Origin of the sequence: Pseudomonas sp. NUPR-001 (assembly GCF_052147955.1) — a bacterium.
Taxonomy (GTDB): Bacteria; Pseudomonadota; Gammaproteobacteria; order Pseudomonadales; family Pseudomonadaceae; genus Aquipseudomonas.
Window position 1 is genome coordinate 4,112,317 of record NZ_CP197353.1, and the last position, 24,895, is coordinate 4,137,211.

Annotated in this window: 21 protein-coding genes and 1 pseudogene; 3 read left to right on the top strand and 19 right to left on the bottom strand. The window is 58.8% G+C overall.

Features of this window, described 5'->3' with window-relative positions:
• The first annotated feature begins 1 nt into the window (after nucleotide 1).
• Nucleotides 2-1,222, top strand: coding sequence for a beta-ketoacyl-ACP synthase I (gene fabB / locus ACP6KB_RS18765; protein WP_442108823.1), 1,221 nt, complete (start codon nucleotides 2-4; stop codon nucleotides 1,220-1,222).
• 132 nt (nucleotides 1,223-1,354) lie between these two features.
• Here the strand turns inward: fabB and ACP6KB_RS18770 are convergent, their stop codons facing one another.
• The 4 genes and pseudogenes from ACP6KB_RS18770 to ACP6KB_RS18785 form a co-directional block, all read right to left on the bottom strand.
• Nucleotides 1,355-2,431, bottom strand: a complete 1,077-nt coding sequence (locus ACP6KB_RS18770; RefSeq protein ID WP_442114339.1) for a methyl-accepting chemotaxis protein — start codon at nucleotides 2,429-2,431, stop codon at nucleotides 1,355-1,357.
• 54 nt (nucleotides 2,432-2,485) lie between these two features.
• Nucleotides 2,486-2,980 (bottom strand): annotated as a pseudogene (locus ACP6KB_RS18775) (MCP four helix bundle domain-containing protein); the annotation flags it as partial.
• 138 nt (nucleotides 2,981-3,118) lie between these two features.
• On the bottom strand, nucleotides 3,119-3,583 hold the full coding sequence (locus tag ACP6KB_RS18780; protein ID WP_442108824.1) for a DUF3859 domain-containing protein: 465 nt from the start codon (nucleotides 3,581-3,583) through the stop codon (nucleotides 3,119-3,121).
• An 82-nt stretch (nucleotides 3,584-3,665) separates the two neighbouring features.
• Complete coding sequence (locus ACP6KB_RS18785) at nucleotides 3,666-4,673, bottom strand: amidohydrolase family protein (RefSeq protein WP_442108825.1); 1,008 nt, start codon at nucleotides 4,671-4,673, stop codon at nucleotides 3,666-3,668.
• Between the two features lie 114 nt (nucleotides 4,674-4,787).
• Between ACP6KB_RS18785 and ACP6KB_RS18790 the strand changes: the two genes are divergently transcribed.
• Nucleotides 4,788-5,648, top strand: a complete 861-nt coding sequence (locus ACP6KB_RS18790; protein WP_442108826.1) for a pirin family protein — start codon at nucleotides 4,788-4,790, stop codon at nucleotides 5,646-5,648.
• A gap of 73 nt (nucleotides 5,649-5,721) precedes the next feature.
• Here ACP6KB_RS18790 and ACP6KB_RS18795 read toward each other — a convergent pair whose 3' ends face one another.
• The 4 genes from ACP6KB_RS18795 to ACP6KB_RS18810 all read right to left on the bottom strand — a co-directional run bounded on the left by ACP6KB_RS18795 (nucleotide 5,722) and on the right by ACP6KB_RS18810 (nucleotide 9,448).
• Nucleotides 5,722-6,447 carry a dienelactone hydrolase family protein gene (locus tag ACP6KB_RS18795; protein WP_442108827.1) on the bottom strand — a complete coding sequence of 242 codons (726 nt, stop codon included), beginning with the start codon at nucleotides 6,445-6,447 and terminating at the stop codon, nucleotides 5,722-5,724.
• A 56-nt stretch (nucleotides 6,448-6,503) separates the two neighbouring features.
• Complete coding sequence (gene htpG / locus ACP6KB_RS18800; protein ID WP_442108828.1) at nucleotides 6,504-8,408, bottom strand: molecular chaperone HtpG; 1,905 nt, start codon at nucleotides 8,406-8,408, stop codon at nucleotides 6,504-6,506.
• Between the two features lie 105 nt (nucleotides 8,409-8,513).
• Nucleotides 8,514-8,975 (bottom strand): PaaI family thioesterase, encoded by a 462-nt coding sequence (locus ACP6KB_RS18805; RefSeq protein WP_442108829.1) that lies wholly within the window; start codon nucleotides 8,973-8,975, stop codon nucleotides 8,514-8,516.
• Nucleotides 8,972-9,448, bottom strand: coding sequence for a PaaI family thioesterase (locus ACP6KB_RS18810; protein ID WP_442108830.1), 477 nt, complete (start codon nucleotides 9,446-9,448; stop codon nucleotides 8,972-8,974). Before ACP6KB_RS18810 ends, ACP6KB_RS18805 begins: the two co-directional genes overlap by 4 nt.
• 154 nt (nucleotides 9,449-9,602) lie before the next feature.
• On the opposite strand from ACP6KB_RS18810, the gene ACP6KB_RS18815 reads away from it, so the two are divergent.
• Nucleotides 9,603-9,893 (top strand): hypothetical protein, encoded by a 291-nt coding sequence (locus ACP6KB_RS18815; RefSeq protein WP_133217182.1) that lies wholly within the window; start codon nucleotides 9,603-9,605, stop codon nucleotides 9,891-9,893.
• A 75-nt stretch (nucleotides 9,894-9,968) separates the two neighbouring features.
• Here ACP6KB_RS18815 and ACP6KB_RS18820 read toward each other — a convergent pair whose 3' ends face one another.
• From ACP6KB_RS18820 to sdhC, 11 genes are all read right to left on the bottom strand, one after another.
• A complete protein-coding gene (locus tag ACP6KB_RS18820; protein ID WP_442108831.1) occupies nucleotides 9,969-10,712 on the bottom strand; it encodes a DUF599 domain-containing protein in 744 nt (247 codons plus the stop codon).
• Between the two features lie 915 nt (nucleotides 10,713-11,627).
• Complete coding sequence (brnQ, locus tag ACP6KB_RS18825) at nucleotides 11,628-12,941, bottom strand: branched-chain amino acid transport system II carrier protein (RefSeq protein WP_442108832.1); 1,314 nt, start codon at nucleotides 12,939-12,941, stop codon at nucleotides 11,628-11,630.
• Between the two features lie 385 nt (nucleotides 12,942-13,326).
• Nucleotides 13,327-14,211: a succinate--CoA ligase subunit alpha gene (sucD, locus tag ACP6KB_RS18830; RefSeq protein WP_038613108.1), complete on the bottom strand. Its 885-nt coding sequence runs from the start codon at nucleotides 14,209-14,211 to the stop codon at nucleotides 13,327-13,329.
• The gene (sucC, locus tag ACP6KB_RS18835; RefSeq protein ID WP_442108833.1) at nucleotides 14,211-15,377 is read right to left on the bottom strand and encodes an ADP-forming succinate--CoA ligase subunit beta; all 1,167 of its coding nucleotides are present in this window, start codon (nucleotides 15,375-15,377) and stop codon (nucleotides 14,211-14,213) included. Before sucC ends, sucD begins: the two co-directional genes overlap by 1 nt.
• Nucleotides 15,378-15,552: 175 nt before the next feature.
• Nucleotides 15,553-16,989 (bottom strand): dihydrolipoyl dehydrogenase, encoded by a 1,437-nt coding sequence (lpdA, locus tag ACP6KB_RS18840; RefSeq protein WP_107025469.1) that lies wholly within the window; start codon nucleotides 16,987-16,989, stop codon nucleotides 15,553-15,555.
• Nucleotides 16,990-17,083: 94 nt separating this feature from the next.
• A complete protein-coding gene (odhB, locus tag ACP6KB_RS18845; RefSeq protein ID WP_442108834.1) occupies nucleotides 17,084-18,304 on the bottom strand; it encodes a 2-oxoglutarate dehydrogenase complex dihydrolipoyllysine-residue succinyltransferase in 1,221 nt (406 codons plus the stop codon).
• 42 nt (nucleotides 18,305-18,346) lie between these two features.
• Entirely contained in the window at nucleotides 18,347-21,178 is a 2,832-nt protein-coding gene (locus tag ACP6KB_RS18850) for a 2-oxoglutarate dehydrogenase E1 component (protein ID WP_442108835.1), read from the bottom strand.
• A 245-nt stretch (nucleotides 21,179-21,423) separates the two neighbouring features.
• Complete coding sequence (locus ACP6KB_RS18855) at nucleotides 21,424-22,128, bottom strand: succinate dehydrogenase iron-sulfur subunit (RefSeq protein ID WP_045188779.1); 705 nt, start codon at nucleotides 22,126-22,128, stop codon at nucleotides 21,424-21,426.
• Between the two features lie 12 nt (nucleotides 22,129-22,140).
• Entirely contained in the window at nucleotides 22,141-23,913 is a 1,773-nt protein-coding gene (gene sdhA / locus ACP6KB_RS18860) for a succinate dehydrogenase flavoprotein subunit (protein WP_442108836.1), read from the bottom strand.
• Between the two features lie 3 nt (nucleotides 23,914-23,916).
• Complete coding sequence (gene sdhD / locus ACP6KB_RS18865; RefSeq protein ID WP_028945358.1) at nucleotides 23,917-24,285, bottom strand: succinate dehydrogenase, hydrophobic membrane anchor protein; 369 nt, start codon at nucleotides 24,283-24,285, stop codon at nucleotides 23,917-23,919.
• Nucleotides 24,279-24,665: a succinate dehydrogenase, cytochrome b556 subunit gene (gene sdhC, locus ACP6KB_RS18870; RefSeq protein WP_177494597.1), complete on the bottom strand. Its 387-nt coding sequence runs from the start codon at nucleotides 24,663-24,665 to the stop codon at nucleotides 24,279-24,281. Before sdhC ends, sdhD begins: the two co-directional genes overlap by 7 nt.
• Nucleotides 24,666-24,895: the final 230 nt, after the last annotated feature.

A 24,895-nucleotide genomic window follows, 5' to 3' on the forward strand; every position in this document is an offset into this window, starting at 1 on the left:
CATGCGCCGCGTCGTTATCACTGGTCTGGGCATTGTTTCGTGCCTGGGCAATGACAAAGAGACCGTCTCCGCCAACCTGCGTGCAAGCCGCCCTGGCATCCGTTTCAACCCGGAATATGCCGAAATGGGTCTGCGTAGCCAGGTTTCCGGCTCCATTGACCTCAACCTTGAAGAACTGATTGACCGTAAGGTGTTCCGTTTTGTCGGTCACGCCGCCGCCTACGCCTACCTGGCCATGGCCGACGCGATCAAGGACTCGGGCCTGACCGAAGAACAGGTGTCCAACCCACGTACCGGCCTGATCGCCGGCAGCGGCGGCGCATCGACCCTGAACCAGATGGAAGCGCTGGATATCCTGCGCGAAAAAGGCGTCAAGCGTGTTGGCCCGTACCGCGTCACCCGCACCATGAGCAGCACCGTGTCGGCGTGCCTGGCCACCCCGTTCAAGATCAAGGGCCTGAACTACTCCATCGCTTCGGCGTGCGCTACCAGTGCTCACTGCATCGGTACCGCCATGGAGCAGATCCAGATGGGCAAACAGGACATCGTGTTTGCCGGTGGCGGTGAAGAAGAACATTGGAGCCAATCGTTCCTGTTCGACGCCATGGGCGCACTGTCCAGCAAGCGTAACGACACCCCGGAAAAAGCCTCCCGTGCCTACGACGCTGACCGTGATGGTTTCGTCATTGCCGGTGGTGGTGGCATGGTCGTTGTCGAGGAGCTGGAGCACGCGCTGGCCCGTGGCGCGAAAATCTACGCTGAAATCGTTGGCTACGGCGCTACCTCCGACGGCTACGACATGGTCGCCCCGAGCGGCGAAGGCGCTATCCGTTGCATGCAGATGGCCATGTCGACTGTCGACACCCCGATCGACTACCTGAACACCCACGGCACTTCGACTCCGGTCGGTGACGTTGCTGAAATCAAGGGCGTTCGTGAAGTGTTCGCTGGCAAGGCGCCGGCCATCAGCTCGACCAAGAGCCTGTCCGGTCACTCCCTGGGCGCCGCTGGTGTTCACGAAGCGATCTACTGCCTGCTGATGATGGAAGGCAACTTCATTGCCGGTTCCGCCAACATCGACGAGCTGGACCCTGAAGTGGCCGATCTGCCGATCCTGACCAAAACCCAGGAAAACGCCAAGATCGACACCGTCATGAGCAACAGCTTCGGCTTCGGTGGCACCAACGCCACCCTGGTGCTCAAGCGCTGGGAAGGCAAATAAGGGCTAACCCCCTTAATCAAAAACGCCCCGACTCGTCGGGGCGTTTTTGTTTCTAGCCGGTAGGAGCGGGCTTGCCCCGCGATAGCGGTGTGTCAGCCACATCGCATCGCGGGGCAAGCCCGCTCCTACCGGCTACACCGAAAAGCGTCCTACCAGGCCATTGAGCTCGATGGCCAACTGCGACAGCGCCTGACTCGCCGCGTTAGTCTGATTGGCCCCCGCCGAGGTCTGCAACGCCAGGTCGCGAATATTGGTCAGGTTGCGATCCACTTCACGTGCCACCTGCGCCTGCTGCTCTGAAGCACTGGCGATCACCAGGTTACGCTCATTGATCAGGCTGATCGCTGCGGCAATCTCCTCCAGGGCCGCCCCGGCGGCATGCGCACCGTCCAGGGTGATACGTGCGCGCTCATTGCTTTGCTGCATGCCTTCGACGGCACGATCTGTGCCCTGCTGGATCCCACTGATCATCTGCTCGATTTCCCGGGTCGACTGCTGGGTACGATGCGCCAACGCCCGCACCTCGTCGGCCACCACGGCAAAACCACGCCCGGCATCACCGGCACGGGCAGCTTCGATCGCAGCATTGAGGGCCAACAAGTTGGTTTGCTCGGCAATCGCACCAATCACATCCAGCACCTTGGTGATGCCGTGAACCTGGTGCGCCAACTGCCCCACCTCCTCGGCATTGGAGGTCACCCCGGCCGCCAGCGATTCGATCGAGGCGACGGTCAAGCGCACTTGTTCACGTCCCTGGCGGGCAATCCGGTCCGACTCACGGGACGCCTCAGAGGTGGCCACCGCGTTGCTCGCCACCTCCTCCACTGCCGTGGTCATCTGATTGACTGCGGTCGCCGCTTGCTCGATTTCCTGATTCTGCTGCATCAGGCCTCGGGTCGCGTCTTCGGTCACCGCGCTAAGCTCTTCGGACGCCGACGCCAACTGATTGGACGAATCGGAAATCCGCCCAATGGTGTCGCGCAGGCTGTGCTGCATTTGTTTGAGCGCCGCCAGCAGTCGCGCCGGCTCGTCCGTGCCATGGACGGCAATTTGCGGGGTCAGATCGCCAGTAGCCACCACCTCGGCCACCTGCAGTGACTGGGCCAGCGGTTGGACGATACTGCGGGTCAGCGCCAACGCCAGAATCACAGTTACCACCAGCGCGCCAAGCGACAGTGCAATCACCCAGACCCGCGCGTTGACGTACACCGCTGCAGCCTGATCGGTCGCGATATTGGCGTGCTGATTATTCAGTGCAATCAGTTCATTGAGGGTGGCGGTCAACTGATCGGCCAATTGATTCATTTCGCCATTGACCAACGCCACCGCGGCTTCGACCTGACCTTGACCCGAGTGCTCTGTGACCTGAGCCTGCAGCGCCAGGTATTGCCGCTCAAGCTGCAAGAAACGGTCGAACAGGGCTTGCTCCTCAGGCAACACAATCAATACCTGGTACTGCTGCTGCGCCTTACTCAGGCCCGCTTTGAGTTCCTCAATACGCGCCTTGTTCTGTTGCAGCGACTGCGGGTCGCGATTGATCAGCAAACGCAGGGTCAGCGCGCGAATGCGCAAGGTGTCTTGCGTCATTTGCCCAACCACGATGACGCTAGGCAACCAGTTGTTGTCCACCTGTTCGGACTGCTGGCGCATGCTGGCCATCTGCATCAGCGCAAAAACGCCCAGCGCACACACCAGCAACGCCACCAAACCAAAGCCCAAACTCGCCCGCGGGGCGATATTCATGCGTCTCAAGTTCATCTTTCGGCTCCTTCCAAAAGCGCAGCCACGCTGTGCAACCGTCCTTGCTCTAGACGATATCGGCCTTTGGAAAAATTGCCTTAGACGAAAACATGATATCAATACGCCTGCTCATCGCGAGTACAGGCGCGCAACACCTCAGCGCACGGTAAAGCGCTGCTCGGCTAGCAAACGATCGCCCTGGAAGACCATGAAATGCCATTGCCCCGGCACCACTTCGTGGTTTTCAGTGAATTCGTAGGCCATGACGTCCTGGGCCGCACCCGGCACCAGTTTCTGTACCACTTCGAACTTGTCATGGCGCTTGCCGTCAGGCGTGCGTACGCCTGGAGTGAGGTACAGCAAGGTCAGCGGCGTGTCGTCCGCGACTTTGCCTTCCAGGCGATAACGCATGCCGAACTTACTGCCCAGGCGCGCCGGAATCTGGTCGGTGTGCTGGATTGTCTGGTTGCTCTGGGTCAGCACCCGTTCGCCAGGCTGAAAGTTCTGGTGGCGGGTTTCGAACAGGCCGTACTCTACCGCGCCCTCGACCCGGACCTCGGCACTGGCCAGGCCACTGACCAGCAACAAGCCGCACACTGCACTGCAACGACTGAAAAACATGACGCGCTCCATCAGGATTGATGGCGGCAGGCTATGACGCTGGCATGACAGACTGATGACAGCTGCAGTGTTTACCCTCAGGTCACGGACGTTTTTTCGGCAGTACGGCCAGAAAGTTGTCTTGAGCCACCTTCTGCGCGACATCGGCGGGCAAGGCATCGAGGAACGGATCGAAGCTGTGCAACTGCTCGCCGACCGTGTCGAAGCGCCCCACTACATCAGAACCGAGCATGAAGCGCTCCGGGAAGCGTTTGACCAGCGCCACCCATGCCTCCCTGGGCTTGCCCTGCTCATCCAGCAAGTAAGGCTGCAAAACGCTCCAGGACAGATCGACATACAGGTTGGGGTAGCTGTCCAGCAGGCGTGTCAGCGTCGGCAGGAGGAAATCCATCTGCGTCTGATGGCGGTGGATTTCCATGCTGGTGCCGGCATGAGCCCAGATAAAGCGGGTGTGCGGGTGATTGCGCAGTGGCTCTTCGATTTCGGCCAGGTACAGCGGGTTTCGCTCACGCTTGGAGGTGATGTTGGAGTGAATCAATACCGGTAGATCCTGCTCGGCCGCCAAGTGGTAGATGCGGGTCATGGCTTCGTTGTTGGCCCGCGGCGTATCGCCACTGGTAAGCGCGGTGAGGTCGTCATGCCGGGTGAAGACTTCGCCAATCCCCTGCCAAAGTCCCGGATACAGCTCGAGCATGCGCTCGATGTGGGCCACGGCATTCTTGTCTACCGGGTTGAAACCGGTCAGAAAGGGATGAAAGCGCTGGCGCTGTTGAGGCGGCAGTTTCTCCAGCGCCGCCGCAACGTAGATGTCCGTCGCGCTATACCAATAGGCATCGGCATCGTCACCGGCATAGTAGCGTGGGCGCTTGGGTTCGTCTTCATGCCATTTTTTCGCTACCGCCACCCCGGAGATCATCGACTGGTCGATGCGCGCCTTGTCCATCGCCTTGAGCAACGCCTCCATTCCTTCGGTTTCCTGAAAGAAGTCGACGTAGTGCAGGTGCGCGTCGCTGTAGCGGTACTCACGCGCCTGTACGCTTTGCAGCGTCAGCCCCATCAATACGATCCAGCCCAACTGCCTGACAAACATTGCGCACTCCTGTTGACGATTCAGACAGGGTAGACCGGCCGGGCCGCGCTGCAGTTCAGCTGCCACCTGTAACAGGTTATGCTCAGGGTCATCATCCCCGGACTGGAGCCCACCGTGAGCAGCCCTTTGGTCATCCGCCCTCGCGCCGAAACCGTGGAAGGTCAACCGATCTTGCGCCCGCTGCCCTCTGCGCAGTGTCGCAGCGTCGGACCCTTCGTGTTCTTCGATCACATGCTCGAAACCGAGTATGCCGCTGGCAAGGGCATCAATATCCGCCAGCACCCACACATCGGCCTGTCCACCCTCACCTACCTGTTTGAAGGCGAACTGCTGCACAAGGACAGCCTCGGCTCCGATCAACGCGTCCAGGCCGGCGACGTCAGCTGGATGACCGCCGGTAGCGCTGTTGCCCATGTCGAGCGTACACCGGCCGACCTGCTGGCCAGCGGCTCGCGCGTGCACGGCCTGCAGATCTGGCTGGCGTCACCGAAAGACAAAGAACAGGGCCCAGGCCATTACAGCCATCACCCCGCTGCAACCCTGCCGGTCAGCGATAACCTTGGGGTGCAGATTCGCCTGATTGCCGGTAATGGCTTCTGCCTGCAGTCGCCGGTACCGGTGCTGTCACCCACCCTCTATGCCCTGGTACAGCTGCAGGCTGCCACGACCCTGAGCATTCCTGACGAGCATCAAGAGCGTGCGCTGTATGTGCTGAGCGGTGAAGTCAGCCTGGATGGCGAAAGCGTAGCGCCCCATAGCCTGGTGGTACTGCCGGTTGGTGAGCAGATGAGCCTGTACGCCGACAGCGAGAGCCAGCTGGTGCTGTTCGGTGGCGCGCCGCTGGATGGGCCACGGCGAATGAACTGGAACTTCGTCGCCAGCGATCCGGCGCTGATCGATCAGGCCCGGGCGCGCTGGGCGGCAGGTGATTGGCCGACCGTGCCAGGGGAAAGCGAGCGGATCGAGTTGCCTTGAATATGATCGCGGGGCAAGCCCGCTCCCACTTGGAACTACAAACTCTGTGGGAGCGGGCTTGCCCCGCGATTTCTCAGGCTTTGAACACTTCATCCAGCAAATTGAACATCGCCTGGAACGCCCGTTTGGAGGTCCGCGCGTCGTACTTCATCTTGCCGGGGATATTCGCCGCCGTATCGGTGAACGAGTGCACCGCACCGCCATAGCTGACCACTTGCCAGTCAACCTTGGCCGCATCCATTTCCGCCGCGAACGCTGGCAGTTGCTCAGCAGGTACAAACGGATCGGCCGCGCCATGCAACACCAGCATCGATGCCTTGACCTTGCCTTCCTGAGCCGGCAGTGGCGTGTCGAGGGTGCCATGGAACGACACCGCGGCCTGTAGCCGACTGTCTTCACGGGCCAGCTCCAGCGCACAGCAACCGCCAAAGCAGAAGCCGAAGGTCGCCAGTTTTCCAGGTTGCAGCACGGCCCTGGATTGCCCAAGCAACTGGTCAAGCGCAGCCTTCATGCGCTTGCGCAGCTCGACCCGGTCGTCTTTGAGCGGCGTCATTGCAGCGCCCGCTTCATCCATGTTCGAGGGGCGCAGGGTCTGCCCGTAGATATCCGCCAGCAACACGACGTAGCCTTGCGCGGCGACGTCACGGGCGATGCGCTCGGCGCCTTCACCCACCCCCATCCAGTTCGGTGCCATCAACAGCCCCGGCTGCTCCCTGGCACCCTGGGCATAGAACAAACGGCTCTCATAGGCTTTGCCGGCAACATGATAGACCAGCGATTCGACGGTTACCTTGCTCATGCACTTCTCCTTGCACCATGAAAAAAGCCCGCCGAAGCGGGCTTTCCTGCAACTACTTAAGCCGATAATTCGACCAGCAGCTTGTTCAGTCGACGAACGTAAGCCGCCGGGTCTTTCAAGCTGTCGCCCGCCGCCAGTGCGGCTTGATCGAACAGGATGTGCGAGAAGTCGGCGAAACGGTCTTCGCTCTGCTCGTTATCCAGCTTCTCGATCAGCGGGTGGGCTGGGTTGAATTCGAAGATCGGCTTGGAGTCCGGCACCTTCTGCCCGCTGGCTTCAAGGATCTGGCGCATCTGCAGGCCGAGATCCTGTTCACCAATCGCCAGAATCGCTGGCGAATCAGTCAGACGGTGCGATACACGCACTTCGCTGACGCTTTCACCCAGCGCGGCTTTGAGACGCTCTACCAGGCCTTCTTTTTCCTTGGCGACTTCTTCCTGGGCTTTTTTGTCCTCTTCGGAGTCCAGCTTGCCCAGGTCCAGGTCACCGCGAGCAACGTCGACAAAGTTCTTGCCGTCGAATTCGCTCAGGTAGCTCATCAGCCACTCGTCGATGCGATCGGTCAGCAGCAGCACTTCGATGCCTTTCTTGCGGAAGACTTCCAGGTGCGGGCTGTTTTTGACCTGCGCGTAGGATTCGCCAGTGAGGAAGTAGATCTTGTCCTGACCTTCCTTGGCGCGCGCCAGGTAATCCGCCAGCGACACGCTCTGCTCACCGCTTTCATCGCTGGTAGAGGCAAAACGCAGCAAACCGGCGATTTTTTCCTTGTTGGCGAAGTCTTCTGCCGGGCCTTCTTTCATCACCTGACCGAAGTTCTTCCAGAAGCCCTTGTACTGCTCAGGCTCGTTCTTCGCCAGCTTCTCCAGCATGTCCAGTACGCGTTTGGTCAGCGCCGACTTCATCGAGTCGATGATCGGGTCTTTCTGCAGGATTTCCCGCGACACGTTCAGCGACAGGTCGTTGGAATCGACCACGCCTTTGATAAAGCGCAGGTACAGCGGCAGGAACGACTCGGCCTGGTCCATGACGAACACACGCTGAACGTAGAGTTTCAGACCGCGCGGTGCTTCACGCTGGTACAGGTCAAATGGCGCGCGTGCCGGTACATACAGCAGCGAGTTGTATTCGAGTTTGCCTTCAACCTTGTTGTGGCTCCAGGCCAGCGGGTTCTCGAAATCGTGACCGATGTGCTTGTAGAACTCCTGGTATTCCTCGTCCTTGATCTCGGTACGCGGACGGGTCCACAGGGCACTGGCGCGGTTGACGGTTTCCCACTCTTCGGCCGGCTTGTCTTCGCCTTCAGCCGCTTCGGCCTGCTTTGGCAGTTCGATCGGCAGGGCGATGTGGTCGGAGTATTTCTTGATGATGTTGCGCAGCCGCCAGCCGTCAGCGAACTCTTCTTCACCCTTCTTCAGGTGCAGAACAATGCGGGTACCGCGCTCGGCTTTTTCCAGGGTGGCGACTTCAAAATCGCCTTCGCCCCTGGACGACCAGTGCACGCCTTCAGTGATTGGCGCACCGGCACGGCGGCTGAACACGTCAACCTTGTCGGCAACGATGAACGCCGAGTAGAAGCCCACACCGAACTGCCCGATCAGGTGCGAGTCTTTTTTCTGGTCACCGGTGAGGTTCTTCATGAAGTCGGCAGTGCCCGACTTGGCGATGGTACCCAGGTGGGTAATCACGTCCTCGCGGCTCATGCCGATACCGTTGTCTTCGAGGGTGACGGTGTTAGCGTCCTTGTCGAAGCTGACGCGAATTTTCAGCTCGGCCCCGCCTTCGAGCAGCTCAGGCTTGGCCAGTGCTTCGAAGCGCAGCTTGTCGACGGCATCGGAGGCGTTGGAAATCAATTCACGCAGGAAGATTTCCTTGTTCGAATACAGGGAATGGATCATGAGGTGCAGCAGCTGCTTTACCTCGGTCTGGAAGCCCAGGGTTTCTTTTTGAGTTTCCACACTCATGGTCTTCAACACTCCAATCTGATGACAGTAGTCGCTCGGCAGGCGAGCACAAAGGCCCAAGCCTGCTTTTACGGCGGGATGCAATGCAGATGGGGGCGCGACAGGCTATTTCAAGGGCAGCTTGATTTCTTCGATTTTGAAATGCGCCCGGGCAGTGGCAATGGCCTCGCCCTCATTGCCCTGCCACGCGGTGATGGCCATGTTGGTCACCCGCCGCCCCTGGCGCCACAGCTGGCAACGGGCATAGGTGTCGCGAAATTGCCCGGCACGCAGGTAGTCGATGGAAAAATCAATGATTTTAGGGACCGTTGCACTCTCACTGAAAATCATCAGGTACAGGGCTGCCGAGAGCTCCATGAACCCGGCGATCACGCCGCCATGGATCGCCGGCAGTAACGGATTGCCGATGTTGTCGCGATTGACAGGTAAACAGAACAGCAGATCCTCGCCGTCGCGACTGCACTGGATGCCGATCAACCCCGCGTAAGGAATCAGCGCTAACAGCGGCTGGTAGTTACCTTCTGCGTGGGCCAGGCGTAATTGCTGGTGTACCTCTGGCGGGATCATTGCCCACGCTCCTTCAACGCATTGCCAAAACTCACACCGCCCTTGATGCCCTTGCCCAAGCGCATGAACGTACCGACTACGTGCGCAATCGGCTGCTCGGGGTCGTCCTGATAGGCCATGCCGCGGGTGAAGATGACATCCCGGGTCACCCGATAACACTCGGCTCGACCATAGATATCCTGCCCGGCTTTGGCCGGGTGCATGTAGTCGATGCGCAGGTCCAACGTCGGGCAAACTTCGAATTCAGCCAGCGCGCACAACGTGGCCATGCCGCAGGTGGTGTCCATCAGCGTGGTCAACGCACCACCGTGAATCGCCCCGGTTTGCGGGTTGCCGACGATCTTGGGCGAATAAGGCAACACCAGGGTCATCCCCTCGGCATCTGCATGCTCCACGCGCATCTGCAGTACTTGGCAATGCGGCAGCGCAGAAAGAAATCGCTCGGCCATGGCCTTCAATGGCGTATTTTTCATATCACTAAGGCCCCTGTGGTTATTAAGTCGATGCACATGCCTAGAGAAAAGTCTATATAGATCCGGCACTTATATATCTGTAAAGTACATGGAACTTCTGTCCGTTACTTGAGCTCAAAGGAACAAGTAACTTATTCCCCAAGGAGATACACCCATGCGTAAACCTTTTGCTTTTGCCGTAATGCTGGCCGCCGCCCTGGGTCTCGCTGCTTGCGATAAAGCCAGCGAAGACAAGGCTCAGGATGCTGCGCAACACACCGAAAACGCCCAGCAGAAGATGGACGAAGCTCAGGATAAAGTGAACGAAGCTGCAAAAGAAAACGCCGAAGCTGCCAAAGACAGTGCTGAAGCGCAACAAAAGGCCGCTGAAGAAGCCGCCAAAGAAGCCGCTCCTGCTGCTCCAGCTGCTCCAGCCGAAGCAACTCCTGCTGAGCCTGCTAAATAAGCACGCACAGTGGAATAAAAAAAACCCGACATCTGTCGGGTTTTTTTATGCCTGCACTTCTAGCGCTTTAACGATTCAGTTAATTGCGGCGTCTTTATTCGGCTCCGCCGCTGGCACCTCGGTCGGGGTATACACCAATACATCCAGCACATCGGAATGGAACTCGCGCCGATACAGCACTAAAACAACCCCCGCACTCATCAGCATGAACAGCCAAGGGCTGATAAACCAACTGAGCATGGCCATGCCGAAGTAATAGGAGCGCAGGCCGAAGTTGAACTGGTTGGCCGCCATCGACACAACCCGCGCTGCTCGCTGGGCAAACGCCTTACGCTCTAACTCACTGACATAGCGCTCACCGACCATTGGCGCCGAGCCCACCAGCACGGCCGCAAAGTTGTATTGGCGCATACACCAGCTGAAGGTAAAGAAGGCATAGACAAATACTGTGGCCAGGCACAGCAGTTTGATTTCCGACATACCCTGAGTGGCCTGCTGCACCAATGGCAGATCAGCCAGTAGCGACACCGCACGATCAGAGGCGCCGAGCACGGTCAGAATACCGGCCAGAATAATCAGGGTACTGGAGGCAAAGAAAGAAGCGTTGCGCTCAAGATTGGCAATTACACTGGCGTCGGCAATGCGGTTGTCGCGCATCAGCATGCGGCGCATCCAGTCTTCGCGGTACAAGTGCAGCACACTGGCCAGGCACGCGGTGTCTCGCCCCTTCCAGGTGGCATAGCGGGTGTATCCGCCCCAGCAGACCACAAACCAAACGGCCGCCAGCAAGTGAATCAGGTTGTTTTGAATGAAGCTCATCAGAGGTCCCGGTAAAGAGTTGCATGCACATTAACGCGCATTGACCCGCTTTCGACGCTTAACCACAAAAAAAGACACGTCTTAAAGGATTGGCTTGCAGCAGGGTAGGAGCGGGAAAAAGCCTATGGCAAGCATAAAAAAAGGTTCTTCACGGATTTCCGGGGCAGGATTGGCGTTGGCGTTGGGGCCTGCGAGCTTATCCAATAGCTGTGGTGGCACTACTGGCCCCTTCCGCCCTTACGGCGGCCTACTTTTTCTTGGAAAAGTAGGCAAACCGCTCGCTCCTGCATCCGGCCCTACGCTGCGCTCCGGGTTCCTTCGCTCCGGCATTGCTCCCGCGAGGACCACGCTAACGGGCCATCCATGGCCCGAAGCGCTTGACGGGCTCCTGCCCGTCACCTCACTGCGCAATACCTCCACTCAGCCTTCTGAAGTCGCAGACCGCGGCGCCTGAACCAACGCGTACGCAAAGCCACAAGCCACAAGCGTACAGATCATCCAAACCGCCACTAGCGAAGCTAACGCCAGCCCGGGCGCCGCCCGTAACTTAGCGACTTCAGGAGGCCGAGTGTAGGTGACTGGAGGGCCAGGTGGGAGCGGGCTTGCCCCGCGATCTGGCGCGAGAAAACAAATCGCGGGGCAAGCCCGCTCCCACCGGCAGGGCCGGATGCAGGAGCCAGCGGTTTTGCTTACTTTTCCCAAGCAGAAAAGTAAGCCGTCGTAAAGGCGAAAGGGGCCAGTGGTGCCACCACAGCAATTGGATAAGCCCACAGCCCTCGAAGCCAAAGCCAACCCTTCCCCGACAATCCGTGAAGAACCTAAAAAAAACCCCGCATCCTTACGGATACGGGGTTTGGAATCTGCCCTGCCCTCTGCACTATGGCTTGTGGCCGACGTCAGGCGTGAGGCTGATTCTCAGGCCAGCGCTTCGCGCGGCTTGCCCAGCATACGGTCACAGACCACTGCGCCGGCCAGGGTGATTACCGAAGGCACGAGCCACGCAAGGCCTTGCTCGCTCAATGGAAGATGACCCAGGGCTTCTGGCAGATGCGAGGCCAGGCTGGTGCCTTTAATGGCATCAACCATACCGAACAGCAACGACACCGCCATCACCGGCCCGAGAATACGAGCCTGGGAGTTCCACAAGCCTTTGCAGAAGCTCAAGCCCACCACCACGATGCATGGCGGGTAAATCGCGGTCAGTACCGGAATCGAGAACGCGATCAGCTTGGTCAGGCCCAAGTTGGAGATCAGCAGCGAGAAGGCGCACAAGATCAGCACCAAGGTACGGTAAGACAACGGCAGCACCTGGCTGAAGTACTCAGCGCACGCACACGTCAGGCCCACTGCAGTGACCAGGCACGCCAAGGCAATCAGTACCGCCAGGAAACCGCTGCCCAGCGAACCGAAGGTATGCTGAACATAGGCATGCAGAACCGCTGCACCGTTGGTCGCGCCTTGGGCAATTTCATGGCTGCTGGCACCCAGACGGAACAGGCTGATGTACACCAGCGCCAGACCGACACCGGCGATCAGGCCAGCGATGATCGCGTAGCGGGTGATCAACCGCGGCGACTCGACGCCACGGGAGCGAATGGCGTTGACGATGACAATACCGAACACCAGCGCGCCGAGGGTATCCATGGTCAGATAGCCATTGATAAAGCCCTGGGAAAACGCCGACGCTTCATACGCAGGCAAAGCGTCACCGCTGGTGCCTGCTGGCAACATGAAGGCAGCAATGCCCAGCGCAGCCAGCGCGATGATCTTCAGTGGTGCCAGAAAGCGCCCGACGGTATCGAGCAACTTGCCGGGATACATCGACACCGCCAGCACCAGCAGGAAGTACAGCAGGCTGTAAATGAACAGTGCCGTCGGACTCTCACCGGTCAGTGGCGCGACGCCCACTTCGAAGGACACCGTTGCAGTACGCGGGGTGGCAAACAGCGGGCCTACCGACAGGTAGCACACTGCCGCCAGCAAGCCGCCAGCGACCTTACCGATCGGGCTGCTCAACGCGTCCATACCGCCGCCCACTTTAGCCAGGGCAACAACGGTGATGACGGGCAAGCCGACTGCAGTGATCAGGAAGCCCAATGCCGCCATCCACACATGCGGACCCGACTGCAGGCCGACGATCGGCGGGAAGATGATATTGCCCGCACCGACGAACAACGCGAACGTCATAAAACCAAGCGCCAGGATGTCCTGGCCTTTCAACACTTTCATTAAGGAAATACCACACTTCTGAAATCGGGATTTAGAGAGGGATTTCCCCTTGGGTGAGGGAAAATGTAGCCCGTCCGGATGAGACAAGCCCTTTAAAGCATGCCCGTACCCTTTTGGGGTACCGACACGAAAGTGAGGACAGTGTAACCAAGTTGTACCGATAGCGCACCGCCACCTAGAGCGCTGTCCGATGAACGCATCTGTTTGTCGCCTGAGTGACAGCAAAACAGGTGTCACTTAGTGCAACCAGCTATTAGTGTAGGAGCGGGCTTGCCCCGCGATAGCGATCTGTCAGTCACATCGCATCGCGGGGCAAGCCCGCTCCTACCAAAAACGCAAACAAAAAGGCCACCCGAAGGTGGCCTTTTTGTTCACTGGGCAGTGATTACTTCTTCACTTCCCAGCCAGTCAGCTCGGCCAGGGCCTTGCCGATGTCTGCCAGCGAACGGACGGTTTTCACACCGGCGTCTTGCAGGGCAGCGAATTTCTCGTCTGCAGTGCCTTTGCCGCCGGAGATGATGGCGCCAGCGTGGCCCATACGCTTGCCCGCAGGAGCGGTAACACCAGCGATGTAGGAAACCACAGGCTTGGTCACGTTAGCCTTGATGTAAGCAGCCGCTTCTTCTTCAGCCGAACCGCCGATCTCACCGATCATAACGATCGCTTCGGTCTTCGGGTCTTCCTGGAACAGCTTCAGGATGTCGATGAAGTTCGAACCTGGGATCGGGTCACCACCGATACCAACGCAGGTGGACTGACCGAAACCGGCGTCAGTGGTCTGCTTGACGGCTTCATAGGTCAGGGTGCCGGAACGCGAAACGATACCGACCTTGCCTGGCAAGTGGATGTGACCTGGCATGATGCCGATCTTGCACTCGCCCGGAGTGATGACGCCTGGGCAGTTAGGGCCGATCAGGGTAACACCCAGCTCGTCGCACTTGACCTTGGCATCCAGCATGTCCAGGGTAGGAATGCCTTCGGTGATGCAGACGATCAGCTTGATGCCGCCGAAAGCCGCTTCCAGGATCGAGTCTTTGCAGAAAGGAGCTGGAACGTAGATAACCGAAGCGTCAGCACCGGTAGCCGCAACGGCTTCTTTAACGGTGTTGAACACTGGCAGGCCCAGGTGAGTGGTGCCGCCCTTGCCCGGAGTCACGCCGCCAACCATCTTGGTGCCGTAGGCGATGGCTTGTTCGGAGTGGAAAGTACCTTGCGAGCCGGTGAAGCCCTGGCAGATAACTTTGGTGTCTTTATTGATCAGGACGCTCATTACTTGCCCTCCGCAGCTTTTACAACTTGTTGAGCAGCGTCGGTCAGGCTGGTGGCCGCAATGATGTTCAAACCGCTTTCTGCCAGTACTTTAGCGCCCAGTTCAGCGTTGTTGCCTTCCAGACGGACGACAACCGGAACTTTAACACCCACTTCTTTCACTGCACCGATGATGCCTTCGGCAATCATGTCGCAGCGAACGATGCCGCCGAAGATGTTGACCAGAACGGCCGCGACATTGCTGTCGGACAGAATGATCTTGAAGGCTTCGGTCACGCGCTCTTTGGTAGCACCACCACCTACGTCGAGGAAGTTGGCTGGCTTGCCGCCGTGCAGGTTGACGATGTCCATGGTACCCATGGCCAGGCCAGCACCGTTGACCATGCAGCCGATGTTGCCTTCCAGGGCCACGTAGTTCAGCTCGAAGCTGGCAGCGTGGGCTTCACGAGGATCGTCTTGCGACGGGTCGTGGAAGGTTTTCAGCTTAGGCTGACGGTACATGGCGTTAGCGTCGATGTTGATCTTGGCATCGAGGCAGTGCAGGTCGCCGTCGGCCTTGATGACCAACGGGTTGACTTCCAGCAGGGCCAGGTCGTGTTCTTTGAACAGCTTGGCCAGGCCGACGAAAATCTTGGCGAACTGTGCAACTTGCTTGCCTTCCAGACCCAGCTGGAACGCCAGTTCACGACCTTGGAATGGCTGAGCGCCAACCAGCGGATCGATAGTAGCCTTGATGATCTTCTCAGGAGTTTCGTGAGCGACTTTCTCGATGTCCACGCCACCTTCGGTGGAAGCCATGAACACGATACGACGGCTCGAACGGTCGACTACAGCGCCCAGATACAGCTCTTTGGCGATGTCAGTGCAGGATTCGACCAGGATCTTGGTCACTGGCTGACCGTTGGCGTCAGTCTGGTAGGTCACCAGACGCTTGCCCAACCATTGCGCAGCGAACGCCTTGGCGTCTTCTTTGCTGCGAACCAGCTTGACGCCGCCCGCTTTACCGCGACCACCAGCGTGGACCTGGGCTTTAACAACCCACTCCGAACCGCCGATCTTTTCGCAGGCTTCTGCAGCTTGCTCAGGGGTATCGACTGCGAAACCCTTGGAAACTGGCAGGCCGTATTCAGCGAACAGCTGCTTACCCTGATACTCGTGAAGATTCATGCTTTTTACCGTCTTCGTTAGGTACTGCGCTTCGGCGCTGCGCTCTTTTGGAGTGCCGCGCCACCTGTGACCACATGCCCCCGGTATGCTCCGGGAGTTCGAGTCCGGCGGACTTTCCGCGGTGAGTCATGCACGCAAGACTCACGACGGGCCACCCGCCGTGGTTTCTTATTGTTTAACGCTTCTTACGGTTGGCTACGTGAATGGCACCGCCATTCACTGCCAGTGCGGCTTCATGCAGCGCTTCGGACAGGGTCGGATGGGAGAAAACCATCATGCCCAGGTCTTCAGCGCTGGTGCCGAATTCCATTGCGATTGCACCCTGCTGCACCAGTTCGGCAGCCGATGGGCCAATCACGTGTACACCCAGAACGCGGTCGGTCTTGGCATCGGCGATGACCTTGACGAAACCACCGGTATCGTTGGCAGCCATCGCACGGCCGCTGGCCGCGAACGGGAAGGTGCCCACGTTAACCTCAACGCCTTCAGCCTTCAAGGTTTGTTCGGTTTTACCGACCCATGCGATTTCCGGGTGGGTGTAGATAACCGAAGGGATCAGGTCGTAGTTCATCTGGGCTTTGTGGCCTTTGATGCGCTCGACAACCATGATGCCCTCTTCCGAGGCTTTGTGCGCCAGCATCATGCCACGAACCACGTCACCGATGGCGTAAACACCCGGTACGCTGGTCGCGCAGTGATCATCAACGAAGATGAAACCACGCTCGTCGATGGTCACGCCGCTGTCGGCAGCCAGCAGATCAGTGGTCACTGGACGACGGCCGACCGCAACGATCAGCTTGTCGAAGGTGATTTTCTGTTCGCCGTTGGCATCGGTGTAGGTCACTTCGACTTCAGCGCCGTTGACCTTGGAACCGGTGACGCGTGCGCCCAGCTTGATGTCCAGACCTTGTTTGGTCAGGGTCTTCAGGGCTTCCTTGGAGACGGCGGTGTCAGCAGCCATCAGGAAGGTGTCCAGTGCTTCCAGAACGGTGACTTCGGCACCCAGGCGAGCCCAGACCGAACCCAGTTCCAGACCGATGACACCTGCACCGATCACGCCCAGACGCTTAGGCACAGCCTGGAATTCCAGGGCGCCAGTGGAGTCGACGATGACGTTCTGATCGACCGGAGCCGGTGGAATGTCGATCGGACGCGAACCGGAAGCCAGGATCACGTTTTCGGCTTCGATGATTTCGGTGGTGCCGTCAGCCTTGGTGACTTCGACTTTCTTGCCAGCCAGCAGTTTGCCGTGACCCTGGATCGAAGTAACGCCGTTGGCCTTGAACAGGGTGGCAACACCGCCGGTCAGGTTCTTGACGATGCCAGCCTTGCGGCCAACCATCGCAGCGACGTCCATTTTGACTTCGCCGGTGGAGATACCGTGGACGTTGAAGCTCTCTTTGGCTTCCTTGTACTTCCAGGAGCTGTCCAGCAGCGCCTTGGATGGAATGCAACCCACGTTCAGGCAGGTACCGCCGAGGGCCAGTTTGCCTTCGCCGTCAGTGTACTTCTCGATACAGGCAGTGCTCAGACCGAGCTGCGCAGCCTTGATAGCAGCTACATAGCCGCCAGGACCTGCGCCAATCACTACCACGTCGAATTTCTGGGTCATAAAAGATTCCTTTTAGCTTCAAGCCACAAGCTGCAAGCTGCAAGACGACCGGCTTCCAGGGGAAGCGTGGCGCTTGCAACTTGCAGCTGTTTTTTTAGATGTCCAGCAGCAGACGAGCTGGATCTTCCAGCAGGTTCTTGATGGTCACCAGGAAGGTCACGGCTTCTTTACCGTCGATCAGGCGGTGATCGTAGGACAGTGCCAGGTACATCATCGGACGGATTACGACCTGACCATTGACGGCCATAGGACGCTGGATGATGTTGTGCATGCCCAGGATAGCAGCCTGCGGCGGGTTGACGATCGGGGTCGACATCATCGAACCGAAGGTACCACCGTTGGTGATGGTGAAGGTACCGCCGGTCATTTCGTCGATCGACAGTTTACCGTCACGCGCCTTCTTGCCGAAGGTAGCAATGCCGTTCTCGATTTCAGCCAGGCTCATCAGCTCGGCGTTACGCAGAACCGGTACCACCAGGCCACGGTCGCTGGAAACGGCAACGCCGATGTCCGCGTAACCGTGGTAGACGATGTCGGAGCCGTCGATCGAGGCGTTGACAGCCGGGAAGCGTTTCAGCGCTTCGGTAGCGGCCTTGACGAAGAACGACATGAAGCCCAGGCGTACGCCGTTGTGGGTCTTCTCGAACAGGTCCTTGTACTTCGAACGCAGGGCCATGACTTCGGTCATGTCGACTTCGTTGAAGGTGGTCAGCATGGCCATGTTCGACTGTGCTTCAACCAGGCGCTTGGCCACGGTGGCACGTACACGGGTCATCGGAACGCGCTTCTCGGTACGATCGCCAGTGGCGACAACCGGTGCAGCAGCGGCAGCGGCAGGCTTGGCAGCAGGCGCAGCAGCCGGAGCGGATTTCTTCGCTTCGATGGCAGCGACGACGTCTTCCTTGGTGATGCGACCGTCTTTACCGGTGCCCTTGATGCTGTTCAGCGCGATGCCGTTCTCTTCAGCCAGCTTGCGAGCAGCCGGAGCGCCGATGGCGTCTTCGTCGCCAGCAGCAGGCGCAGCAGCGGCAGCCGGAGCAGCAGCTGCTGCAGCGGCAGGAGCAGCGGCAGCAACGCCACCTTCTTCGATCGAACCCAGGACTTCGTCGGACAGGACGGTTTCGCCCTCGCCCTTGACGATAGCGCCCAGTACGCCGTCAGCAGTTGCCAGGACTTCCAGAACGACTTTGTCGGTCTCGATGTCGACGATCAGCTCGTCGCGCTTGACGGCTTCGCCCGGTTGCTTGTGCCAGGTGGCAACGGTGCCATCGGCAACCGATTCCGGGAAAGTAGGGGCTTTGATCTCGATAGCCATTATCAGTGGTTCCTTAAATTCGGTTTCTAGTGCGCGATGGCATTAAACAGTGAAAGCATCTTGCAGCAGCTTTTCTTGCTGCTCAGCGTGCATCGAAGCATAGCCACAGGCTGGTGCTGCCGAAGCATCACGACCGGCGTATTCCAGAACCAGCTCTTTATTGTGGCGGGTCAGGATACGACGCATGTGGTGCTGGCTGCTGTACCAGGCGCCCTGGTTCATCGGCTCTTCCTGGCACCACACCACATCTTTGAGATTGGTGTACGGCGCGAGGATCTCGACCAGATCGTCCTCAGGGAATGGATACAGCTGTTCGATACGCACGATGGCGATGTCTTCACGGCCTTCGGCACGGCGTTTTTCCAGCAGATCGTAGTAGACCTTGCCGCTGCACAGGACCAGGCGAGTGACCTTTTTCGGATCGAGGGTATCGATTTCCGGGATCACGGTCTGGAACGAGCCTTCGGCCAGTTCTTCCAGGGTCGAGATGGCCAGCTTGTGGCGCAGCAGCGACTTAGGTGTCAGTACGATCAGCGGCTTACGCAGCGGACGGATGACCTGGCGACGCAGCAGGTGGTAGATCTGAGCCGGCGTGGTCGGTACGCAAACCTGGACGTTGTGCTCGGCGCACAGCTGCAGGTAACGCTCCAGACGTGCCGAGGAGTGCTCAGGCCCCTGCCCTTCATAACCGTGTGGCAGCAACATGGTCAGACCGCACAGACGGCCCCACTTGTGCTCGCCGCTGGTGATGAACTGGTCGACAACCACCTGGGCGCCGTTGGCGAAGTCGCCGAACTGGGCTTCCCAGATCACCAGCGCGTTTGGCGTGGTGGTGGAGTAGCCGTATTCGAAGGCCAGTACTGCTTCTTCCGAAAGGAAGGAGTCGTACAGGTCGAAACGTGGCTGACCGGCGTACAGGTTCTTCAGTGGCAGGTAGGTGCTGGCGTCTTTCTGGTTGTGCAACACCGCGTGGCGGTGCGAGAAAGTGCCGCGACCAATATCCTGACCGGTCATACGGATCGGATGACCTTCGAACAGCAGGGTCGCGTAGGCCATGGTTTCGGCGTAGCCCCAGTTGATCGGCAAGCCACCGGCCTGCATCTTCTGGCGATCTTCGTAGATCTTCGAAACCTGACGCTGAACCACGAAGCCTTCTGGCAGTTCCAGCAGCTTGGCCGACAGTTCCTGCAGGGTCTTGAGGTCGAAACGGGTGTCGTGACGCGCCGTCCAGGTGTGACCCAGGTATGGACGCCAGTCAACGAACAGCTCTTTGTTCGGCTCTTTGACCAGGCTCTTCACTACGTGCAGGCCGTTGTCCAGCGCGTTGCGGTACTCGTCAACCTTGGCCTGAACGCGCTCGGCATCGAGGCGGCCCGCCTGAATCAGGCTTTCGGCGTACAGTTCACGGGTAGTGCGCTGCTTGGCGATCTGCTGGTACATCAGCGGCTGGGTGCCGTTCGGTTCGTCAGCCTCGTTGTGGCCGCGACGACGGTAGCAGACCAGGTCGATGACCACGTCACGCTTGAACTGCATGCGGTAGTCAATGGCCAGCTGGGTCACGAACAGTACCGCTTCTGGATCATCACCGTTTACGTGCAGGATCGGCGCCTGAATCATTTTGGCGACGTCGGTGGCGTACTCGGTGGAACGCGAGTCCAGCGGGTTGCTGATGGTGAAACCAACCTGGTTGTTGATCACGATGTGCACAGTACCGCCGGTCTTGAAACCGCGGGTTTGCGACATCTGGAAGGTTTCCATGACCACGCCCTGGCCGGCGAATGCTGCGTCACCGTGCAGGGAGATCGGCAGAACCTTGTCACCAACGGTGTCGTTGCGACGGTCTTGACGGGCACGTACCGAGCCTTCAACCACTGGCGATACGATTTCCAGGTGCGAAGGGTTGAACGCCATGGCCAGGTGAACTTCACCACCGGCGGTCATCACGTTGGACGAGAAGCCCTGGTGATACTTAACGTCACCGGAACCCAGCTCGACCTTCTTCTTGCCTTCGAACTCGTCGAACAGCTCGCGCGGGTTCTTGCCGAAGGTGTTGACCAGCACGTTCAGACGGCCACGGTGGGCCATGCCGATCACAACTTCTTTGGTACCGTAGGAACCGGAACGCTGAATCATCTCGTCCAGCATCGGAATCAGGCTTTCGCCGCCTTCCAGGCCGAAACGCTTGGTGCCCGGGTACTTGGTGCCCAGGTATTTTTCCAGACCTTCTGCTGCGGTCACACGCTCGAGCAGGTGGCTCTGGACATCCGCGGAAACGGCCGGACGCCCACGAACGCTCTCCAGACGCTGCTGGAACCAGCTGCGCTGCTCGGAGTCGACGATGTGGGTAAATTCGGCGCCAATGGTGCGGCAATATGTCTGCTGCAAAGCGTCGAAGATTTCGCGTAGGCTCGCTTCCTCTTTGCCGATGAACAGGTCGCCGGCACGGAAGGTCGTATCAAGATCGGCATTGGTCAAGCCGTAGTGATTGATCGACAAGTCTACTGGCGCAGGGCGCTGCCACAACCCCAGGGGGTCGAGCTTGGCGGCTTGGTGGCCGCGCATACGGTAGGCCTGGATCAGTCGCAGTACTTCAACCTGCTTCTTCTCGTGTTCACTGCTCACGCTTCCGGCGGAAACCGGTTGGGCGCGGCGCTGGTTCTTTGCCAGCAGTACGAAATGGTCGCGGATTGTCGAGTGCGATACATCGGTAGCGGTGCTGCCTTCGGCGGGCAACTTCTGGAAGTAAGTGCGCCACTCTTCTGGCACAGCGTTAGGGTCGTGCAGGTAAAGCTCATAGAGCTCTTCCACATATGCAGCGTTACCACCTGAAAGGTGGGCGCTTTCCCACATGCGCTGCATCACGCTTTCTTGCATGCTTGGTCACCCTCGGTTAGGGGACGGATCGGCGAGAGCCATAGCAAGCCTGGAAAAGTCCCAATGCAGCGACCGAACCAAGCCACCAAGGATCCCACAGATTTTCCGGGTACCAGCCCGGAAGCCCCTGCTGGTCTCATATCTTCATAGGTAAAAGCTCGGGCTTTGTGGGCCTTCGCTTGGTTTCACCTTGGTGCGGGCAGATGCCCGCACCTTGGCGTGCTACGGGTACAACACTTTTAAAATCAGGTACCGCTTTGCAGCAACATGTTACGTACGTGACCGATTGCCTTGGTCGGGTTCAGACCTTTAGGGCAAACGTTTACGCAGTTCATGATTCCGCGGCAGCGGAATACGCTGAACGGATCGTCAAGCGAAGCCAGACGCTCCTGGGTCTTGGTGTCACGGCTGTCGGCCAGGAAGCGATAGGCCTGCAACAGTGCAGCTGGACCGAGGAACTTGTCAGGGTTCCACCAGAACGATGGGCAGGACGTAGAGCAGCAAGCGCACAGGATGCACTCGTACAGACCGTCCAGCTTCTCACGCTCTTCTGGCGACTGCAGACGCTCGATGGCCGGAGCCGGCGTGTCGTTCTGCAGGAATGGCTTCACCTTCTCGTACTGCTTGTAGAAGATGCTCATATCGACGACCAGGTCACGAATGACCGGCAGTCCAGGCAACGGACGAATGATCAGCTTGTTACGCTTGACCACGGCCGACAGCGGCGTGATGCACGCCAGGCCGTTCTTGCCGTTGATGTTCATACCATCGGAGCCGCAAACACCTTCGCGGCAAGAACGACGATACGAGAAACCTTCGTCCTGTTCTTTGATCAGTGCCAATACATCCAGCACCATCAGGTCTTTGCCACCGGTATCGACCTGGAACGTCTGCATTTTCGGCGCAGAGTCGGTATCGGGGTTGTAACGATAGACTTCGACTTGCAACATAGCGACCACCCCTTAGTAAGTCCGGACTTTTGGCTCGAACGCCGGTACGGTTTTCGGCGCGAAGTTGACGGCGCGCTTGGCAACGCGCTTTTCGCCCGGGAAGTACAGGGTGTGGCACAGCCAGTTTTCGTCGTCACGGTCTTCGAAGTCTTCACGGGCGTGGGCACCGCGGGACTCTTTACGAACTTCTGCAGCGATTGCAGTGGCTTCAGCAACTTCCAGCAGGTTCTGCAGCTCCAGCGCTTCGATACGCGCGGTGTTGAAGGCCTGGGACTTGTCGTTGATCTTGACGTTGGCAATGCGCTCACGCAGTTGCGCCAGCTGCTCGATACCCTTCTGCATGTATTCGCCAGTACGGAATACACCGAAGTAGTTCTGCATGCAGCTTTGCAGCTCGCGACGCAGGGTAGCCACGTCTTCGCCAGTGTTGCGCTCGTTGAGCTTGTTCAGACGGCTCAGGGCAACGTCGATATCGGTGTCGCTGGCGTCGAGGTATTCAATACCGTCGCTCAGCGCTTTTTCCAGGTGCAGACCCGCCGCACGGCCGAATACCACCAGGTCGAGCAGCGAGTTGCCGCCCAGACGGTTGGCACCGTGAACCGATACGCACGCCACTTCACCTACTGCGAACAGACCTGGGATGATCTGGTCGACGCCGTCGGCGTCCTGGGTGATGGCCTGGCCATGGATGTTGGTGGCAACGCCGCCCATCATGTAGTGGCAGGTTGGAACAACAGGAACCGGCGCAACAACTGGGTCAACGTGTGCGAAGGTCTTGGACAGCTCACAGATGCCTGGCAGGCGGCTGTGCAGAACTTCTTCACCCAGGTGGTCAAGCTTGAGCATCACGTGGTCGCCGTTAGGGCCACAGCCGTTACCGGCGATGATCTCTTTAACCATGGAACGGGCCACAACGTCACGACCAGCGAGGTCTTTGGCGTTAGGCGCGTAACGCTCCATGAAACGCTCGCCATGCTTGTTGATCAGGTATCCACCTTCACCACGGCAACCTTCGGTAACCAGTACACCGGCACCGGCAATACCGGTCGGGTGGAACTGCCACATTTCGATGTCCTGAACCGGCACGCCTGCACGCAGGGCCATACCGATACCGTCACCGGTGTTGATCAGGGCGTTGGTGGTGGAGGCGTAGATACGGCCCGCACCGCCAGTGGCCAGTACGGTGGCCTTGGACTTGATGTACAGGGTTTCGCCGGTTTCGATGCAGATCGCGATGACACCGACGAACGCGCCTTCCTGGTTTTTCACCAGGTCAACAGCGTAGTACTCGTTCAGGAACGTGGTACCTGCTTTCAGGTTGCCCTGATACAGGGTGTGCAGCAGCGCGTGACCGGTACGGTCGGAAGCAGCACAGGTACGGGCGGCCTGGCCACCTTTACCGTAGTCCTTGGACTGACCACCGAACGGACGCTGGTAGATACGGCCGGTTTCGGTACGCGAGAACGGCAGACCCATGTGGTCCAGTTCGAAGACCGCAGCCGGGCCTTCCTGACACATGTATTCGATAGCGTCCTGGTCACCGATGTAGTCGGAACCCTTGACGGTATCGTACATGTGCCAGCGCCAGTCATCGTTCGGGTCGGCCGAAGCGATGGCGCAGGTGATACCACCCTGGGCCGATACAGTGTGCGAACGGGTCGGGAAGACCTTGGTGATCACGGCAGTCTTGTGACCACCCTGGGCCAGCTGCAGCGCAGCGCGCATGCCGGCACCGCCGCCACCAATGATGATGGCGTCGAATGTAATCGTAGGAATGTTAGCCATGAATCAGATACCCCAGAGAATCTGCACACCCCAGACGAAGTACGCGAACATCGCGACACCACATACCGCCTGGAACAGGAAACGTACAGCAGTCGCCGACTTGCCCAGCGCCATCGGCGTCAGGTAGTCGGTAGCGATGGTCCACATGCCGACCCAGGCGTGAGCGCCCAGGGCAACCAGTGCCAGCAGACTGAAGATACGCATCGCGTTGTTGGAGAACAGAGCGTGCCACTGGGCAAACTCGATGCCCGGGTGCGCGACCAGGTATCCGATCAGGAAAATGAAATAAGCCGCGAGAACGACCGCAGAAACACGCTGCGCCATCCAGTCATAGAGGCCCGAACGCGAGAGGTTCGTGACGTTGGTTACCATATCCAAACTCCTGCCAGCACGATCACCACCACAGAGACGGCGATGATAATTTTCGAGCCCAGTCTTCCGCCTTCCAGCGTCTCACCGATGCCCATGTCCATGATCAAGTGGCGCACACCGGCAACCAAGTGATACAGCAAGGCGGACAGGAGGCCCCATGCCACGAATTTGGCCAGCGGACTGGTCAAGCATGCCTTCACCTCGGCGTAGCCTTCCTCCGAACCCAGGGATTTGCCCAATGCATAAAGCATGATGCCAAGGCCCAGGAAGAGGATGATGCCGGAAACACGATGAAGAAATGACGTAACGCCGGTAATGGGGAGTTTGATGGTCCTTAGGTCTAGGTTTACAGGTCGTTGGCTTTTCACGGCTTTTTTCACACTGAAGAGCCCCTAGCAAGCAGGGCAAAGTTGTTGGTAAGTGTACTGGTCAGGTACCCACCACCCAGGGAGTGACGACCCCAGCAACACGGGCTTGCAAGCCCCTGGCGGTCGGGGGCCGATTATAGACAGTTAGGCTACTAATGACAACGCAAGGCCCTAGCCCAAATAGCGGATTGCCTTTAGCGCATAAAAGGCGTAAACGGGCGGCAATTTCGAGGAAAAACCGC